The organism is Candidatus Eisenbacteria bacterium (assembly GCA_005893305.1).
In the GTDB taxonomy this organism is placed as follows: domain Bacteria; phylum Eisenbacteria; class RBG-16-71-46; order SZUA-252; family SZUA-252; genus WS-9.
The window spans coordinates 22,893-41,309 of sequence record VBOZ01000002.1; the positions used below are offsets into that span (position 1 = coordinate 22,893).

An 18,417-nucleotide genomic window follows, 5' to 3' on the forward strand; every position below is an offset into this window, starting at 1 on the left:
GCCGCCGTTGCCATGGGCCCGCAAGGGCATGTCCTGAACGCCAAGCTCGCCGACGAGGGCGTCAATCGAATCGAATGGGCGGAGCGCGAGATGCCGGTTCTCCGCCAGGTGAAGGCGCGGTTCCAGAAGGAGCTTCCGCTGAAGGGCCGGCGCGTGGCGGCGTGCCTCCACGTGACGACCGAGACCGCCAACCTCATGCTCACCCTCCAGGCGGGCGGCGCCGACGTGACGCTCTGCGCCTCGAACCCGCTCTCCACGCAGGACGACGTGGCCGCGGCGCTCGCGCACCGGTATCGGGTTCCGACGTTCGCGATCAAGGGCGAGGACGCCGACACCTACTACAAGCACATCAACGCGGCGCTGGACGCCAAGCCCGAGTTCACGATGGATGACGGCGCCGATCTCGTGACCGTCCTCCACACGAAGCGCGCGGAGCAGGCGAAGCAGGTGATCGCCGGCACCGAGGAGACGACGACCGGCGTGATCCGCCTTCGGGCCATGGCCCGCGAGGGGGCGCTCCGGTATCCGATCCTCGCGGTGAACGACGCGAAGACGAAGTACCTCTTCGACAATCGCTACGGCACGGGGCAGAGCACGATCGACGGAATCCTGAGGGCCACGAACCGCCTCCTCGCGGGCTCGCGGTTCATCGTCCTGGGTTATGGCTGGTGCGGCCGCGGGGTCGCGAGCCGGGCGCGCGGCATGGGCGCCCACGTCGCGATCACCGAGATCGATCCGCTGCCCGCGCTCGAGGCGGTCATGGACGGCTTCGAGGTCGTGCCCGCCGCGGAGGCCGCGAAATTCGGCGACATCTTCGTGACCGTGACCGGGAACATCAACGTTCTTCGGATGGAGCACTTCCGCGCCATGAAGGACGGGGCGATCATCGCGAACTCGGGACACTTCAACGTCGAGCTCGACCTCGAATCGCTTCGCAAGGAGGCCCGCTCCATCCGCACGGTCCGCCCCTTCGTGGAAGAGGTGACGCTCGAGGGCTCGAAGCGGATTTTCGTCCTCGGCGAGGGGAGACTGATCAACCTGGCCGCCGCGGAGGGACACCCCGCGTCCGTGATGGACATGAGCTTCGCGAACCAGGCGCTGGGAGTCGAGTATCTGCTGGCGCACTCGCGCGAGCTCAAACCGACCGTCTATCCCATCCCGAAGGCGCTCGACGAGGAGATCGCCCGCCTCAAGCTGGAGGCCCTGGGGGTGCGCATCGATGTCCTCACCCCGGAGCAGAGCGCGTACCTCGCCTCCTGGCAGCACGGGACGTAGGCCAGGGGCCTGCCGCCCATGTGGCTCCTGGGCCGGGTTTCAGTTCGGCGCAAATACCAGATCCTGGGGCTCTGCCTCCTTTCGCTCGCGCTGTTCCTCATCCTCGCTCTCTGTAGCCATGACCCGCGGGACACGGCCGCGGACCTGGTCGGGACCGGGGCGGTCCGAAACCAGGCCGGCGTTCTCGGCGCGTTCGCGGCGGCCGGCTTGGCCGCCGCCTTCGGCGCGTGGGGCGCGTGGCTGATCCCGGCGGGATTCTTGGCGTGGGGTTGGAACCGGCTTCGAGTCGGCCCGGCCGGCGAGCTCTGGCTTCGAACCGCGCTCGCCGCCGCCGCCGCGCTCAACGCGATGGGGCTCGCCTATCTCCTCTCGGGAGAGAATCAGGCCAACGTCGGCCGGCTCGGCGAAGGGGTCGGCCGGATCGCGTCCCACCTTCTGGGGAAGGTCGGGGCCGAGCTGCTCCTCGGCACGGCGCTCCTCGTCGTCGGTGTGATCGCGTTCGAGATCGGCTCCTCGTCGCCTCTCCGGAAACTCCTCGGCTCGCTGTTGGGGCAATTCAGTCCCGCGCGGGGGAAGGCGAAGCGCGCTCTTGCAGAGGAGCCGGTCGGAGATGATCCCGACGCGCCAGGCGCCGTAGCGCGCCGCGGCCGGAAGGGTCCCGCCGAGGAAGAAGAGGACCTCCGGCGAGCCTTCACGCTGGCGGAGGAGGCTCCCGGCAAGAAGGAATCGCGACCCCGGATCGTCGCGCGCCGCGAAGGCGAGCCGCGCCCGGAATCGCTTTCGATCCCGTTCCCTCCGCCCGCTTCGCGCTCGGAAGGTGAGCGCGGAGCCCCGCGGGAGGAGCGCCGGCGCGGTGCCGACGCGGCTCCCGAGAGCGGTCTCAAGCTCAACCCCGCGTCCGCCCCCGAGGCGGCCCTTCCTCCGCTCGATCTCCTCGATCGCCACGACTCCAAGCGCATGGCGATCGAGGAATCCGAGCTATTCGAGCTCTCGCGCGTTCTCGAGCGGACCCTTTCCGACTTCGGCGTGGCGGGGAAGGTCTCGGAGGTCCACCCCGGGCCCGTCATCACGCTCTTCGAGTACGAGCCGGCCCCGGGCGTCAAGGTGAACCAGATCATGAACCGCCAGGACGACCTGGCGCTCGCGCTCCGGGCGCAGCGGATCCGGATCGTGGCGCCGATTCCGGGGAAGGCCGCGGTCGGGGTGGAGATTCCGAATCGGGTCAAGGCCTTGGTCTCGTTTCGCGAGATCGTCGCCTCCGCCCCGTTCCAGCAAACCCGGGACGCGCTCCCGTTCGCGCTGGGGAAGGACGTCGCCGGCGTTCCGTTCACCGCTTCGCTCGAGCGAATGCCGCACCTCCTCATCGCCGGCGCCACCGGCTCGGGGAAGAGCGTGTGCATCAACGCGCTCATCATGAGCCTCCTCTTGAAGCGAACGCCGAGCGAGCTTCGCTTCATCCTGATCGATCCGAAGATGCTGGAGCTGACGCCCTACAACGGAATTCCTCATCTGCGGATGCCGGTGGTCACGGATCCGAAGAAGGCCGCGCAGGCGCTCCGCTACTGCGTGAAGGAGATGGAGCGCCGCTACCAGGTCCTGGCCCGCCGCGGCGCGCGGAACATCGAGGCGTATAACCGGCTCGGGCTCGACCCCGCGACGGTCGAGGACGCGAAGCTCCCGTACCTGGTCGTGGTCGTGGACGAGCTCGCCGATCTGATGGCGCTTCTGCCGGCCGAGATCGAGGAGCCGATCGGCCGCCTCGCGCAGATGGCGCGCGCCGTGGGAATCCACCTGATCCTCGCGACGCAGCGTCCCTCGGTGGACGTGCTGACGGGCGTGATCAAGGCGAACTTCCCCTCGCGGATCGCCTTCCAGGTCGCGAGCCGCACCGACTCGCGCGTGATCCTGGACATGAACGGCGCCGAGAGCTTGCTCGGGAACGGCGACAGCCTCTACCTTCCCGCCGGGAAGCCGGAGCCGGACCGGGTGCACGGCTCCTACGTCTCGACCGAGGAGATCGAGCGTGTGGTGACGTTCCTGAAGGGACAGGGCGGGCCGGTGGCCGTCGACGACAGCGCGCTCGAGCAAACGGTCACGCTGGACTCGGACGCCGACGACGACCTCTACGAGGAGGCGATGCGGCTGGTCGTGCTCCACCAGCAGGCCTCGACGTCCATGCTCCAGCGGCGGCTCAAGGTCGGATACTCCCGCGCGGCGCGGCTCCTGGACCTCCTCGAGGAGCGGGGCGTGGTCGGCCCGCCCGACGGCGCCAAGGGCCGCGAGGTGTTCGTGACCGAGCAGGAGCTCGAGGCCCGCCGCGCGCGGGGCTCCGAGGTGGAGAGCGGCACGTGATCCAACCGATCGCGTTCGCGCCGCCGCGGCCGGCCGGGAAGGAAGCCCCTGCGCGGGTCGCGCTCGTGACCTTAGGCTGCGCGAAGAACCTCGTCGACTCCGAGATCATGGCGGGGCTCATGGCGCGGGGCGGGTTCGTCCTGACCGCGAACCCCGCGGACGCGGACGTCGCGGTCGTGAACACCTGCGCGTTCATCGGGCCGTCGCAGAAGGAGTCGATCGACCGGATCCTCGAGCTCGCCGCCCTGAAGCGCGAAGGAGTTCTGCGGGGGCTCATCGTGGCGGGCTGTCTCGCGCAGCGCTACCAGTCGGAGCTGCTCCGGGAAATTCCGGAAGTCGACGCGGTCGTGGGAACGGGGCAGGTCGATGCCATCGCGCGCGTCGCCCATCGCGTCCGCCATGGTGGGGCCGCGATTCTCGAGGTGGGCCCGCCGGGTACGGCGGTCGACCTCGCGTCGCACCGCGCCGTCTCCACGCCGCGCCACCTCGCCTACCTCCGGATCGCGGACGGCTGCGATTTCCGCTGCACGTTCTGCATCATCCCCAAGCTGCGGGGCGACCTGCGGAGCCGGCCGTTCGAATCGGTCCTCGAGGAGGCCCACCGCCTCGCGGAAGGCGGGGTGAAGGAGCTCCTCCTGATCGCCCAGGACTCCACGTCCTACGGAGAGGACATCTACGGGACGGCTCGGCTGCCGGAGCTTCTCCGTGGCCTCGCGGCGATCGACGGGATCGAGTGGCTGCGCGTCCACTACACGCACCCGAAGACGTGGAGCGAAGAGCTGATTCGGGTGTTTGAAGAGGAGCCGAAGGTTTGCCGCTACGTCGACATCCCGCTCCAGCATGTGACCGACCGGATGCTCCGCCGGATGCGGCGGGAGGTCGTCGCGGTAGAGCAGGAGCGGCTCATCGAAACCCTTCGGCGGCGGCTTCCCGAGATCGCCATCCGGACGCATTTCATCGTCGGCTTTCCGGGAGAGACGGAGGAGGACTTCGAGGCGCTCCTCGAGGCGGTCGGCCGGGAGTCGTACGACCACGTCGGGTGCTTCGCGTACTCGCGAGAAGACGGTACGCCGGCCGGGCGCATGGGCGAGCAGGTGCCGGAGCGGACCAAGCTCGAGCGCCGGCGTCGGCTCATGGCGGCCCAGCGCGATCTGGCGGCCCGGGTCTGGGGACGCTGGGTGGGGCGAACCGTGGATGTTCGGATCGATGGAGCCGTGCCGTCGCGCGCGGGGAGCTTCATCGGCCGAGTGGAGCAGCAGGGCTACGAAGTGGACGGCGTGACGCGCGTGCGCGCGGTCCGCGGAGCGCCCGAGCCCAGGGCGGGGGAACGGACGCGCGTCCGCATCGTGCGGGCGCGGCACTACGATCTCGAGGCGGAGGTGACGGGGTGAGACGCACGTTCTGGGTGTGCGCGGTCGTGATCGGGCTCCACCTGGCCACCTCGGCGGCGGTCGCGCGCGCGGGGCACTCGCCTCCCATGACCCACGGGATGGCGCTCGACTCCGTGGCGGCCATCGTCGCGCAGGACCTCCTGCAAGGGGTCTCGATTCCGCCGGGGCGGCCGGTCGTGCTTCGCTCTCCGGCGCCCGGCGATACGCTCGGGCTCCTCACGAAGCAGCTCGTGGATCGTCTGCGCGCGCAGAACGTGACGGTACGGTTTCCGGCCGCATCCGCGGCCGCGGGCGATTCGTCCGTGGCGGCGGCCACGAGCGCCGACGGCCCGCTTCACCTCGACCTCCAGGTCGACGGCTCGGGCGTGAGCTACGTTCGGCGCGTCGGGTCATTTCCGTTCGGCACGAGGGGCTACGAGCGCCTCGCCGCGATGCGCGCGAACGCGACGCTTCTGGATCCCGCCAACGGGGAGGTCCTCTGGACCCGGTCGGCGACGCGGGCCGCGACCGACCTGGTCCCCAAGAGCGAGGTCGTCTACGCCGCCAGCGGATCGGGCCCGCTCAATCCGCAGGTGCCGCGGGGCGGCGGGACGCGTTGGCTCGAGCCGATGATCGTCGTGGGCGTGGTGGCAGGGCTGGTCGTGCTCTTCTACTCCAATCGAAACTGAGGGCGGAGGCGTGACGTGGGTCCAGGGAGGGTCACCATGAGCGTGGCTGCCAAGCAGCACCAGGTCTTGGCTCGGGACTATTTCGGCAAGGGCCTCTATCCCCAGGCGGTGGGCGAGATCCGCGAGGCGATCAAGCTCAATCCGGAGTTCCCGGATCTCCACAACCAGCTGGGGCTCGCCCTCAGCATGAACGGCGACCGGGAGACCGCGGTCGCGGAGTTCCAGCGCGCGCTCCACTTGAATCCGCACTACGTGGAGGCACGCCTGAACCTCGCGATCATCCTGAACGACCTGGGGCGCTACGAGGACGCGCTCCGGGAGTTTCACTCGGAGCGCCTGGACGATCCCGATCACGAAAACCTCTCGCCGGAGGTTCGGTCCCACCTGGCGGAAGCTCACACGCTCCTGGGCGACACGTACCGGAACCTCGGCCTCGCCGTCGACGCTTCGCAGGAATACCGGAAGGCGCTCCGTCACGCGCCTCAATTCCTCGACATCAAGAACAAGCTCGGCGCGGTCTACGCCGAGATGGGGCTCTATCAGGACGCCGAGACCGTGCTGGCCGAGGCCCTGGCGCAGAATCAGCGCTACGTCGACGCACGGATCACCCTCGGGGTGGTCTACTTGAAGTCGGGGCGCCTCGCCCGCGCCCGCGAAGAATGGGAGCGCTGCCTCCTCGAGAACAAGGACGACGTCCGGGCCCGCTCGTACATCGACATGCTGGAGCGCGAGGAGGAAGCCGCGGACGATCCGCGGGGCCAATGATCCGATACGCGGCGCGCCGAGCCCTGGCGAGAGCCGGGGTCGCGGCGCTCCTTGTGCTCGCGTCCGGTTGCGGGGGGTCGCTCCGCGAGGCGGCGGTCGGCGGCGTCGCCAGCTTCGACCGCGGCAAGGAGGAGTTCGACCGAGGCCAGTGGCTGGACGCGATCGCCGACTTCAAGGCGTACGTCGAGCAGTTTCCCGGCACCGAGAAGACGGACGACGCTCTCTTCTACCTGGGTGAAGCCTATTTCCGGACGAAGGACTACGCGCTGGCGTCCGGACAGTACGACCGGCTGATCCGCGATTTCCCCGGATCGCCCCTCCATCCCGACGCGCTCTTCCAGCTCGCGCGCTGCGACGATCTGCAGTCCCGCCCGGCGCCCCTCGACCAGGCCGAGACCATCCGCTCGATATCGCGCTACAAGGAATTTCTCGAGCTCTACCCGGAGCACAAGCGCGCCGCCGAGGCCAAGCTTCGCCTCGAAGCGTTGACCGACCGTCTCGCGGAGAAGCGTTGGCGGAACGGCCGCCTCTACTTCCGCCTGCGACACTACGATGCCGCCGAATACTACTTCCGGAGCGTGATCCAGAATTACCCCGCGTCGTCGTGGGCCAGCGAGTCGCAGCTCTTCCTGGCCGACGTACTCGTGCGGAAGAAGAAGCGCGCCGAAGCGGTTACGGTGCTCCGCGCGGTCGAGGAGAGCGTCGCCTCCGCCGATGTGAAGGCCCGCGCCCAGAAGCGCCTGCGGGAGCTCGAGGGAGCGAAGGAGTGACGCGCCGTCCGGCGCGCACGGGCATCTTCGGCGGGACGTTCGATCCGATTCATGTGGGGCACCTCATCATGGCGGACGAGGTCATGTCCCGCCTCAAGCTCCAACGGCTCCTCTTCATGCCCGCCTCCCGCCCCGCCCACAAGCGCTCGCGAGCCCTGACGAGCGTCGAGGACCGGATCGCGATGCTTCGGCTCGCCATCCGCGGACACCAAGGCTTCGCGGTGTCGCGGATCGAGGCCGACGGCTCGGGCGTCTCGTTCACGGCGCGGACTCTCGAGACCCTCGCGGCGAAGCTGCCCGGGGAGCTCTACTTCATCATGGGCCAGGACAGCCTGGAGGAGTTTCACACCTGGAAGGATCCCGAGCGGATCACCCGCCTCGCGCGCCTGGTCGTGCTTCCAAGGGGCGACCACGATCTCCCGTCCCTCGATCCGTCGCTTCGCCGCAGGGTCGTCTTTCTTAGGCCGCCCCGAATCGGCATCTCCTCCACCGAGATTCGACGCCGGATTCGCCGCGGGCTCCCGGTCCGCTATTGGATTCCCGATGCGGTCCTAAGCTACGTGACGCGCCATGGTCTCTACGGAATCCGCCGGCGCGGCTAAGAGCCTCCTCCTCGTTGACGGATCGGCTCTCCTCTACCGCTCTCACTTTGCGTTCATCCGGAACCCGCTCCGGAACGCGAAGGGCGAGCCGACGAGCGTGCCGTACGGGGTGCTCCAGACGCTCGTGCCTCTTCTGGACTCAAAGCATCCGGACCGGGTCGCCGTCGTGTTCGACACCGCCGCGCCGACGTTCCGCCACAAGGTGTACCCGGAATACAAGGCGCACCGCCCGCGGATCCCCGATGAGCTCAAGGCGCAGATACCGCGCGCGCGCGAGGCGATCCGGCTTCTCGGGATTCCGATCGTGGAGCAACCCGGCGTCGAGGCCGATGACCTGATCGGGAGCCTGGCCCGCGAGGCGGAGAGGGACGGCGCCGTCGCGATGATCGTGACGGGCGACAAGGACTTCTTCCAGCTGGTCTCCGAGAGGGTGCAGGTGCTCGCGCCGCAGAGTCGGGGCGAGCTGGTGCCGATCGGCCCGGCGGCGGTGCGCGAGCGCTACGGCGTGGCCCCGGAGGAGATGGTCGACCTTCTGTCGCTCATGGGCGACGCTTCGGACAACGTGCCCGGCGTTCCCGGCATCGGCGAGAAGACGGCCGCGCAGCTGATTCAGCGGTTTCACTCGGTCGACGCGCTCTATCAGTCCCTGGATCAGGTGGAGCGCGTATCGCTGCGCGAGAAGCTTCAGAAGCACCGGGAGAGCGCCCTCCTGAGCCGGCAGCTTGTCACCATCCGTTCCGACCTTCCGCTGGACCGGCACTGGTGGGAGCTGGAGCGCGAGCCGGTCCGGGTCCGGGAACTCCATCGCCTCCTCGACGACCTCGACTTCCGCGCGCTCAAGCGCCGCTTCGCCTCCGAGATCGCGGAGCCCGTCCCGGGGGAGCTCTTCGCCCCCGCGCCCCCTCCGGGCGAGCTTTTCCCTCGGCCGGCTCCGGCCTCCGTCCCCGCGCGGGCGCCGTTCGGCGAATACAAGGTGGTCCGCACCGAGGAGGAGCTCACGGCTCTTTCGCGCGAGCTTCTGGAGGCGGAGGGCCCGGTCGCGTTCGACACCGAGACCACGGGATTGAATCCGCTCCGCGCGGACCTGGTCGGAATCTCCGTGGCGACCGCGCCCGGGCGGGCCTACTACCTCCAGGTGGGGCATGAGGCCGGTCCCAACCTCGATCCGGATCACGTGCGCGCGGCGCTCCGTCCCTTCTTCGATTCACCTCGGGCCCAGCGCGTCGCGCAGAACGCGAAGGGCGAGCCGACGAGCGTGCCGTACGGGGTGCTCCAGACGCTCGTGCCTCTTCTGGACTCAAAGCATCCGGACCGGGTCGCCGTCGTGTTCGACACCGCCGCGCCGACGTCTGGACGCGCTTGCCGCCTCCCGCCTGGGTCTTCAGAAGATCACGACGGAGTCGCTCATCGGCTCGGGCCGGGACCAGGTGACGATGGCCCAACTTCCGGTCGATCGGGTCGCCGAGTACGCCGCCGAGGATGCCGACGCCTGCCTCCGCCTGGAGCCGGTCCTCCGCAAGGAGATGGAAGCGACCGGCGTCCTCCCGCTCTTCAGCGAGGTGGAGATGCCGCTGGTCGGCGTGCTCACGCGGATGGAGCGCGCCGGCGTGAAGATCGACACGCCGCTCCTCGAGTCGATGTCGGCCGATCTGGGCCGCGAGCTCGCGGGCCTGGAAGAGCAGATTCAGGAAGCAGCGGGGGTTCCGTTCAACGTGAACTCGACGCGGCAGGTCGCGGAGGTCCTCTTCGAGCGCCTCAAGCTCCCCAAGGGCAAGCGGACGAAGGACGGGTACTCGACCGACGTGGAGGTGCTGGAGCAGCTGGCCCCTCTCCACCCGCTCCCCAAGCTTCTCCTGGCCCACCGCCAATTTCAGAAGCTGAAGACCACCTACGTGGACTCCCTTCCGCGCCTGGTGAATCCCGAGACGGGGAGGGTGCACACCACCTTCCATCAAACGGTCGCCTCGACGGGGCGGCTGAGCGCGAGCGACCCAAGTCTCCAGAACATCCCGATCCGCACCGAGGAGGGGCGGGCCATCCGGCGCGCGTTCGTCGCGGAGGGGGAGCGCGGGCTCCTGGCATCCTTCGACTACTCGCAGGTGGAGCTTCGTCTCCTGGCCCACCTCTCCCACGATCCGGTCTTGACCGAGGCGTTTCGCACCGGGGGCGACGTCCACGCGACGACCGCGTCGCGCCTCTTTGGGCTCGCGCCGGAGGCGGTCACGCCCGGGCAGCGCGCCCAGGCGAAGGTCGTGAACTTCGGGATTCTGTATGGGATGGGGCCCGCCCGCCTCGCGCGCGAGCTCTCCTTGTCCCGGGCACTCGCCGCCGCCTTCATCGAGGAGTACAAGCGGACGCTCTCGGGCGTGGCCGCGTACCTCGATCAGGTGCTCGAAACGGCGCGCCGGACCGGATACGTCGAGACCATCCTGAAGCGCCGCCGCCCGCTTCCTGGGCTCCGGGCGGAAGGGGCCCGTCGGGCCGACGCGGAGCGCGCCGCGATCAACGCGCCGATCCAGGGCTCGGCCGCGGATCTGGTCAAGGTGGCGATGGTCAAGATCGACTCGCTTCTCGCGGAGCAGGGGTACCGCACGCGACTCATCCTCCAGCTGCACGACGAGCTCCTCTTCGAGACCGACGAGGACGAGATCGGGGCGGCGTCGTCGATCATCCGGGAGGTGATGGAGCACGCGATCCCGCTCCGCGTGCCCCTCGTGGTGCACCAGGGGCAGGGGCGCACGTGGGCCGACGCCCATGCGTGACGGGATTCGGCTTGACCCTGCGCCGTGCCGACCGATAGGTTGAAACGATGGTCCGGATCGGCGTGACCGGGCGCATGGGCTCGGGGAAGTCGACGGTGGCGCGGCGCTTCCAGGAGAAGGGGGCGACGCTGGTCGACGGCGACACGCTGGGCTGGGAGGTTCTCCGCCTCCCGGACGTGAGGGAAGCGATCGCGGCCTCGATGGGGCCGGATGTCATCGATCGCGGAGGGCAGGTCGATCGGGCGCGACTCGGTCGAGTGGTCTTTCGCGATCCGGGAGCGATGGAGCGGCTGAACGGGATCGTCCAGCCGGTTCTGCTTCGGCGCGTTCGAGAGGTGTTGGAGGCGCCGGGGCAGGGGGTGCTGGTCCTCGACGCGGCCGTGCTTCCGGCTTGGCGTTTGGAGCCGGAGCTGGACGGCGTCATCGAGGTGGTCGCCTCCGAGGATACCCGGGTGCGGCGGATTCGCGCCGCGCGAGGATTCACGGATCAGGAGGCGCGCGAGCGCATCCAAGGACAGAAGCTGCCCCCGATCCGCGGGGCGCGGCGGCAGTGGCGGATCGAGAACGAAGGGGATCGCGCCGAGCTGAATCGGCGCGCGGACGCGATCTGGGAAGAGATCGAGAGCCTGGGACGCTCGGGCGAGAGCGGCTCTCCGGCTTGAACGGAAAGGGGCGTACGAAGTGGATTTGATGGAGACGCGAAGGCGCCTTGAGGACGGCCGCCAGATTCTGGCGGAGCTCCGGAGCTATCTTTGACATCGAGCAGCGCGAAGCGCGCGCCCGGGAGCTCGAGGGCAAGATGGCGGAGCCGGGCTTCTGGGAGGATCCGGAGAAGGCGCAGAAGGTCGTAGCCGATCTCAAGGCGCTCCGCCGCATCTACGAACCCTACCAGGAACTCCTGCGGCAGATCGACGACGCGGAGGGGATGGCGGCGCTCGTGGCGCAGGAGCCCGACGAGTCGATCGCGGCGGAGCTGGAGGAGCAGTCGAAGAGTCTCCTTCCTCGAATCCACGCCCTCGAGATGCGGAGCCTTCTCTCCGAGGAGAGCGACGCGCACGGCGCCATCGTGACGATCCATCCGGGCGCCGGCGGGACTGAATCCCAGGACTGGGCCGAGATGCTCTTCCGGATGTACACCCGTTACGTGGAGCGGAGGGGCTGGAGCACGCAGGTGCTCGACCTGCAGCCGGGGGACGAGGCGGGGATCAAGGACGCCACGATTCAGGTGGACGGCGACTTCGCCTACGGCTACCTGAAGGCGGAGCGCGGTGTCCACCGCCTGGTGCGAATCTCGCCGTACGACGCCCAACACCGCCGGCATACCTCCTTCGCTTCGGTGTTCGTGTTTCCCCAGGTGGGAGAGGACACGAAGATCGACATCAAGGAGAGCGAGATTCGGATCGACACCTTCCGCGCCGGCGGGGCGGGAGGCCAGCACGTGAACAAGACCGAGTCCGCGATACGCATCACGCACCTCCCGACCGGCCTCGTGGTTCAGTGTCAGAACGAGCGCTCGCAGCACCGAAACCGGGACTCGGCCCTCAAGGTGCTCACGGCGCGCCTCTACGCCATGCGTCTCGAGGAGGACCGCGAGAAATTGAACTCGCTCGGCGGCGGGAAGAAGGACATCGCGTGGGGGAACCAGATCCGGTCGTACGTCTTCCAGCCCTACACCCAGGTCAAGGACCACAGGACGGACGTCGTCGTGACCGACGTGCAGTCGGTCATGGACGGCGACCTCGATCCATTCATCGACGCCTATCTGAGGCTGAAGGAGCCCAAGTGAACCCCGAGATCTTCCGCGAATACGATATCCGCGGCATTGCCGATCGCGAGCTGACCGACGACGTGGTCCATTCCGTTGGCCGCGCGTTCGCGCAGCGCATGCGGGAGCAGGGAAAGAGTCGAATCGCCGTCGGACGGGACGTCCGGCTTTCCTCGCACCGGATCCGCACGGCGCTGATCGAGGGGCTCCGGGATCAGGGAGCTACCGTCCTCGATGTGGGCATGGTCCCCACCCCGGCGCTCTATTTCGCGGTCCTCCATCTGAAGGCGGACGGTGGGGTGATGGTGACGGGCAGCCACAATCCGATCGAGTACAACGGGCTCAAGCTCTCGGACGGCGTCCAGTCACTCCACGGCGAGGATATCCAGGAGATCCGCGAACGGACGGGGTCGGCGGGGGTCCTCGCGGAGCGCGGCACGGTCGAGGAGGTCTCCGTCGATGAGGCGTACCTTTCGGACCTGGTCGCGCGCGTCGGCCAGGTCGGGCCTTTGAACGTGACCTGCGATCCCGGGAACGGGGCAGCCAGCATCCTGGGGCCGCGCTTCCTGCGCGCGATCGGGTGCCGGGTGGACGCCATCTTCGCGGAGCCCGACGGCCGCTTCCCGAATCACCTTCCCGACCCCACGGTGCCCGAGCTGGTTCGCGCCCTCGCGGAGCGGGTCCGGTCGACCCGGGCCGACATTGGTATTGGGTTCGACGGGGACGCGGACCGCGTCGGAGCGGTGGACGAGCAGGGACGGCTCCTGTTCGGGGACCAGACGCTCGCGCTCTATGCGGCGGACGTTCTCGCGAAGATGCCCGGGAGCCCGATCGTCTTCGAGGTCAAATGCTCCCAAGGCCTCGTGGAATGGGTCGAGGCCAAGGGGGGGAAGCCGATCATGTGGAAGGCGGGCCACTCCCTCATCAAGGCGAAGATGCGTGAGCTGAACGCCCCGCTCGGGGGCGAGATGTCGGGGCACATGTTCTTCGCGGACGAGTTCTACGGCTACGACGACGCGCTCTACGCCGCCGGCCGCCTGCTCCGGATCCTCGCGAGGTCGGGCGGGAAGAAGCTCTCCTCGCTGGTGGACGCCCTGCCGCAGTCGCGCTATTTCGCCACGCCCGAGATCCGCCTGGGCTGTACCGACGCCGCCAAATTTGCTATCGTAGACGCGGTGCGCGAGCACTACCGCGCCCAGCACGAGGTGCTGGATGTGGACGGAGCCAGAGTCCAATTCGGCGACGGCTGGGGCCTGATCCGGGCTTCCAACACGCAGCCCGTGCTGGTCGTCCGATTCGAGGCGAGGAGCCGGGAGCGCCTGCAAGCGATCTCCCGCGACGTGTATGAAGTTTTGTCTCGTTACCCCGAGGTGACGATCCCCGCGCTCCACGTCTGAGCGTCCGTCGTCTCGCGCCACGCCGGAAAGGGTGGATTTCCTTGCGAGCGGCACGCGGCCTGTTCCTCTTCATCGTCCCACTGATCGCTTTCGCCGCCTCCGCGGTCCCCTGCTTCGCCCAGGACGAGTTCCTGATCAACGACGATCGCGTCGACCGCAACCAGTGGGCGCCGCAGGCCGCGCGTGGCTCGACCGGTACCCTGGTCGTGGTCTGGATGGACGGCCGGAACATGACGGGGTCGGTCGTGGACTTCGACACCTACCTGGTCACGATCCGGAACCCGCAGGCGGTCGGCTCGACGGTGAACCGGCGCCTCAACGACGATCCGCCCGGCGCGCCCCAGGGATTCCCCTCCATCGACTCGAGCCCGGCGGGCACCTTCTTCTGCGTGTGGGAGGACAGCCGCGCGGGAAACCGGGACATCTACGGGGCGACCCTCGATTCGATCGGGCTCAGGATCACGCCCAACCTGCGCCTGAATGACGACGCTACTTTCTCGGAGCAGGCCAACCCCATCGTGACGGGCGTCGGCGCGAGCCGGTATCTCGCCGCGTGGGGAGATCAGCGGCAGGGTCAAGGCGAGGTGTTCGCAGCCATGCTGACCAGCTCCGGGGCGCCGATCGGACCCAACTTCAAGATCTCGGCGGACCCGATTTCCGGGGGAAGCTACCAGGGAGAGCCCGCCGCCGACGCGCGGGCGGACGGCAGGACCCTCGTCGCCTGGCTCGACGGCAGGGAAGGTGGAACGGTGTTCGGCGCGACCTTCGACGTCTACGCGCAATGGCTCGACGGGGACGGTCAGCCGATCGGCGGCAATTTCAAGGTCAACGACACCGTCGGCCCGCAGCGCGATACGTCGGTCGCGGTCGCGGCCGACTCCACGGGCGGGTTCGTCGTCGCGTGGATCGATCGGCGCAACTTCCCGGGCGACGCGGGCGACGTGTACGCCCAGCGGTACGATGCCGGCGGGAATTCGGTCGGAGCCAACGTGCGCGTGAACGACGATGGGCCCGGCCGCGAGCAGCGCGCGGTTCGCGCGGTCGCCATTCCGGGAGCGGTCTGCCTCATCTGGGAAGACCTCCGGGGAAACCTCGGCCTCGATTCGAACGTCGAGGCGGCGAGGATCCCTTTCGATTCGTCGCCCCCCGGAGCCAACTTCCGCGTCAACGTCTCCATTCCCGCGAGGCAGGGGACCCCGGGAGGGGTCTGGGACGGCCGAGACGCCATTCTCGCGGCGTGGGAGGACGGGAGAAACGGAGCCCCCGACATTTACGCGATCTCGATTCTCTCGGACGGCACCCGGCGCGGGACGGAGACCCAGCTGAACGACGACGCCGCGCCCGGCGACCAGCGGCGGCCGGAAGTAGGGCGCGGTCCGGGACGTTACGTGGCGACGTGGACCGACCGGCGGAGCGGAACCAACGACCTCTTTGGCCAGTGGATCACCTCGGCCGGAGGCCGCGACGGGCCGAATCACCGGATCTGGAAGGACGACGGGATCTCGCGACCGGTGTCGGCCGCTTCGGCGGTCGAGCCCGGAGGATCCGCCCTCGTGGCGGTCCACCTGACGCGCGACTCCGACGCGGGGGAGATTCGGGGATTCTCCTACACGACAATCGGGGCGTCTCCGACCTCGAGCTTCTGGATCTCGGATAGTCTTCCCAGCGCGCAGGCGATTCCGGCGGTCACCGCGACCGCGTCCGGTTTCACGGCGGCGTGGCTCGATTCCCGCGACGGAATCCCTCGAATCTATGGGCAGCGGCTCTCGATAAGCGGCGCCCGCGTCGGGGGGAACCACGCGGTGCTCGCTGTCGAGCCGGCGGACCCTGTACTCGCCCTCGACCTGGACGCCGATCCGGCCGGCGGCTACTGGCTCTGCTACGCGGAGGGCATGACCGTCGACCAGCGCCTCTGGATCGTCCACCTGGATGCGAATCTTCTCGCCGATCGCGGTCCGATCCAGGTGGCGCCCTCGATGCCCGGCACGCGCGCCCACCCATCGATCGGCGTGGGGCCGGACGGCCGCGTCGAGGTTGCGTGGCTGGGCGCCGGCGTCGGCGGGCGTGGACAGTGCTACCACCAGGCCTTCGATCCGTCCGGCATCCCATTGAGCCCCGAATTCACGCTGGGCCCCGGGGACGGAGTGGAGACGCAGGCGGCGCCCCGCCTTTCGGTCGCGGGCGAGACGTCGATCGCGACATGGGAAGCCGACCGGGACGGGAATTGGGGCATCTGGCTCCAGACATTCACGCTGGGCGCGGTTCCCAAGTCGGGGGTCATGCGCATCGACCAGGACGTGCTGGGCGCCGACCAGCTCGACCCGAGCCCGGGCCTCGATCCTTCCGGCCGCGTGATCATCCTTTGGTCCGACGGTCGATCGGCCTCGAGCGGCACCGACATCTTGGGACGTGTGTTCTCATTCGGCACGACCGATGTCATCGAGCCTCCCTTGCCGCCGCCGGCGCCGCGCCCGGCACCGCCCCGCGCGCTCCGGGTCGGTCCGGCCCGGCCCAATCCGTTTTCCGGTACGATCGGGATTTCGGTGGAAGTGCCGGCAGCGCGATCGGCGCGCGTCACGGTCCGGGTGGTCAACGTCCGTGGAGAGGTCGTGGCCACGATCTACGATGGCCCGACCGCCGCGGAACGGGTCCTGGTACGATGGGATGGTACGGACAGGCACTCGCACAAGGTGGGGAGCGGCGTCTACTGGATCGTCGCGGATGCAGGAGGGGAGCGCCGTGCGCTTCGCGTCGTCCAGCTTCGGTAGATCCTTCCGGTGCGCCGCGCTGATTCTCGCGTGCGGAACGGCGCGCGCGGGGGCCGCGCCGGCGTGGAGCGGGGAGTCGCTGCGCTCCGTCGCGCGCGCTCCCGAGGTCCGCGTGGTCACGTCGAGCCGGGCCGGATCGCCGGGCGCGACCGTGGACGCCCTCGAGCACGCCGGCTATCACGTCGACGTCGCGGTTCTTCCCGACATTTTCTTCGTTCGCCCGGGCACGCACGCGGCCGGGCTCCCGCCGGGTTTCGCGGACGCCACCCCTCCGGCGGCGGCGCGGGCACCCGCGGAGACTCCGTTCGATCCGTTCGAGGGACGCGCGGACGCGTTGCCGCCCGCGATCCGTCCTTCGAGGGCTCTCGGCGCGCGCGGCGCCGGCCGCGCGGCCGGCATCAGGCTGCCGGGCGGGCTGCCGTACGGCGCGCGATGGACCGACACGAGCGAGTTCATGGTCGGCCGGGTGGCGGTGCCGATCCTGTTCCCGGACAGCGACGGAAGCATCGACGTGAACCGCTACGACTGGACGCCCGCGCTCCGCGACTCGGTGGTCCGATCCGCCGTGAGGGGTTTTCTCAAGTGGACCGCGATCGCGAGCGCCCACGGCGTGCCGTTGACATTCCTGGTCGAGGTCGAGCCGATCTCGCCGACCCGCTACGAACCGATCGATCGGACGATCGCCGATGAGCACCTCTGGTTGGAGGAAGCGCTCGAGCCCCTGGTTGGGTACCAAGGAGACGCGGTGACCATGGCCTATGAGCTGGCCAACGCGGCGCGCGCGCGTCTCGGCGCGCACTGGGCGGCGGTCCTCGTGGCGGTTCAGAACGACACCGATCCCGACGGATCGTTTCCCGACGGCCTCCGGGAGCACGCGGTCCTGGGCGGGCCCTACTTCGTGATCACGGTCAAGCCGTCGAACGCGGCGAGCGCGAGCGTCGACTACTATATCGAGCACGAGATGACGCACATGTTCTGGGCGCTCGATGAGTATCCGGCCGGCAACGCGTGGTGGTCCTGCACGCTCCGCACAGGCTATTTCGCGCAGCCGAATACGAACTCGGACGTGCCGATTCCGGCGTACTGCTACGGCGCCAACCAGTCTCTCAGGCGGCATTGCTTCATGAAGGACAACTACCCGGACAGCCTCTGCGCCGCGACCGCCCGGCAGATCGGCTGGGTCGATCTCGATCAGACGGGGGTGCTCGACCTCCTGGAAACGCGCCCGACGGTCCGGCCGGATTCCGTTCAGTTCGCGGGCGGCCTGGGCGCCCCGTTCACGATTCGGGGCGCGGCGGCCGATGAGGCCCTCCCGAATACGAATCCCTACGAGTTCGAAGCAGGCGATTCGATCACGATCGCGACCGTCGATTCCATTCTCTACCGGGTGGACGGCGGCCCGTGGACCTCGGTGAACCCGGACGACGGGATCTTCGACCAGGGATCGGAGCGCTTCACGTTCCTCCTTCCGTCCCCGGGACTCGGAAATCATCTGCTCGAGTTCCAGGCGCGGAACTCGAGCGGGCGGAACATGCTGATCCCCGCGAGCGCGCTGGTCACCGTCGCGGGGGGCGCCGCGCCGATCGGCGGCTCCGGCACGGACGACGCGGCCATCCATCCTCGGCTTCACGCCGGCCCCGTCCCGAGCTCGGGCGGCGTGCGCTTCTCCCTCGCCGGGCGCCGCGGTTCATCGGCGCGGGCCCGGCTTTACGACGTGGCGGGTCGCGTGATCCGCTCCTGGTCGCTCGCGCTGCCCGCGTCGGGCGTCGTCGACTGGGAGTGGGACGGTCGTCTCTCGGGCGGCGAGCCGGGCGCGGGCGGCCTCTATTTCCTGGTCGTTGAAACCGGGCCGCATCGCCTGAATCGCCGCGTCGTCCTCCTCCGATAATCGAAAGGAACCTC

General features: G+C 69.1%; 13 protein-coding genes and 2 pseudogenes. All 15 read left to right on the forward strand.

Annotated features, from left to right (window positions below; translation table 11 throughout):
* Positions 1 to 12 precede the first annotated feature (12 nt).
* The 15 genes and pseudogenes from E6K79_00485 (at position 13) to E6K79_00555 (ending at position 18,403) form a co-directional block, all read left to right on the forward strand.
* Positions 13 to 1,275: an adenosylhomocysteinase gene (locus tag E6K79_00485; protein TMQ67285.1), complete on the forward strand. Its 1,263-nt coding sequence runs from the start codon at positions 13 to 15 to the stop codon at positions 1,273 to 1,275.
* An 18-nt stretch (positions 1,276 to 1,293) separates the two neighbouring features.
* Positions 1,294 to 3,627: a DNA translocase FtsK gene (locus E6K79_00490; GenBank protein ID TMQ67254.1), complete on the forward strand. Its 2,334-nt coding sequence runs from the start codon at positions 1,294 to 1,296 to the stop codon at positions 3,625 to 3,627.
* Entirely contained in the window at positions 3,477 to 5,018 is a 1,542-nt protein-coding gene (gene rimO, locus E6K79_00495) for a 30S ribosomal protein S12 methylthiotransferase RimO (protein TMQ67255.1), read from the forward strand. The genes E6K79_00490 and rimO overlap by 151 nt, the downstream gene beginning before the upstream one ends.
* Complete coding sequence (locus E6K79_00500) at positions 5,015 to 5,686, forward strand: hypothetical protein (protein ID TMQ67256.1); 672 nt, start codon at positions 5,015 to 5,017, stop codon at positions 5,684 to 5,686. Before rimO ends, E6K79_00500 begins: the two co-directional genes overlap by 4 nt.
* A 36-nt stretch (positions 5,687 to 5,722) precedes the next feature.
* A complete protein-coding gene (locus E6K79_00505) occupies positions 5,723 to 6,451 on the forward strand; it encodes a tetratricopeptide repeat protein (protein TMQ67257.1) in 729 nt (242 codons plus the stop codon).
* Entirely contained in the window at positions 6,346 to 7,221 is an 876-nt protein-coding gene (bamD, locus tag E6K79_00510) for an outer membrane protein assembly factor BamD (GenBank protein ID TMQ67258.1), read from the forward strand. Before E6K79_00505 ends, bamD begins: the two co-directional genes overlap by 106 nt.
* Complete coding sequence (locus E6K79_00515) at positions 7,056 to 7,823, forward strand: nicotinate-nucleotide adenylyltransferase (GenBank protein TMQ67259.1); 768 nt, start codon at positions 7,056 to 7,058, stop codon at positions 7,821 to 7,823. Before bamD ends, E6K79_00515 begins: the two co-directional genes overlap by 166 nt.
* A pseudogene (locus E6K79_00520) lies at positions 7,792 to 8,328 on the forward strand (DNA polymerase I). The gene E6K79_00515 and the pseudogene E6K79_00520 overlap by 32 nt, the downstream one beginning before the upstream one ends.
* A 165-nt stretch (positions 8,329 to 8,493) precedes the next feature.
* Positions 8,494 to 9,063, forward strand: a pseudogene (locus E6K79_00525) (DNA polymerase I).
* A complete protein-coding gene (locus tag E6K79_00530; GenBank protein TMQ67260.1) occupies positions 8,966 to 10,585 on the forward strand; it encodes a DNA polymerase I in 1,620 nt (539 codons plus the stop codon). The pseudogene E6K79_00525 and the gene E6K79_00530 overlap by 98 nt, the downstream one beginning before the upstream one ends.
* A 47-nt stretch (positions 10,586 to 10,632) precedes the next feature.
* Positions 10,633 to 11,247: a dephospho-CoA kinase gene (gene coaE, locus E6K79_00535; GenBank protein TMQ67261.1), complete on the forward strand. Its 615-nt coding sequence runs from the start codon at positions 10,633 to 10,635 to the stop codon at positions 11,245 to 11,247.
* Between the two features lie 28 nt (positions 11,248 to 11,275).
* Positions 11,276 to 12,371, forward strand: a protein-coding gene (locus E6K79_00540; GenBank protein ID TMQ67262.1) for a peptide chain release factor 2 whose coding sequence is annotated in 2 segments (ribosomal slippage) — positions 11,276 to 11,338 and positions 11,340 to 12,371 — 1,095 coding nt in all. Because the reading frame shifts where the segments join, the coding sequence is not laid out codon by codon here.
* Positions 12,368 to 13,747: a phosphomannomutase/phosphoglucomutase gene (locus tag E6K79_00545; protein TMQ67263.1), complete on the forward strand. Its 1,380-nt coding sequence runs from the start codon at positions 12,368 to 12,370 to the stop codon at positions 13,745 to 13,747. The genes E6K79_00540 and E6K79_00545 overlap by 4 nt, the downstream gene beginning before the upstream one ends.
* Positions 13,748 to 13,788: 41 nt before the next feature.
* Positions 13,789 to 16,515: a hypothetical protein gene (locus E6K79_00550; GenBank protein ID TMQ67264.1), complete on the forward strand. Its 2,727-nt coding sequence runs from the start codon at positions 13,789 to 13,791 to the stop codon at positions 16,513 to 16,515.
* The gene (locus tag E6K79_00555; protein ID TMQ67265.1) at positions 16,487 to 18,403 is read left to right on the forward strand and encodes a hypothetical protein; all 1,917 of its coding nucleotides are present in this window, start codon (positions 16,487 to 16,489) and stop codon (positions 18,401 to 18,403) included. The genes E6K79_00550 and E6K79_00555 overlap by 29 nt, the downstream gene beginning before the upstream one ends.
* Positions 18,404 to 18,417 lie beyond the last annotated feature (14 nt).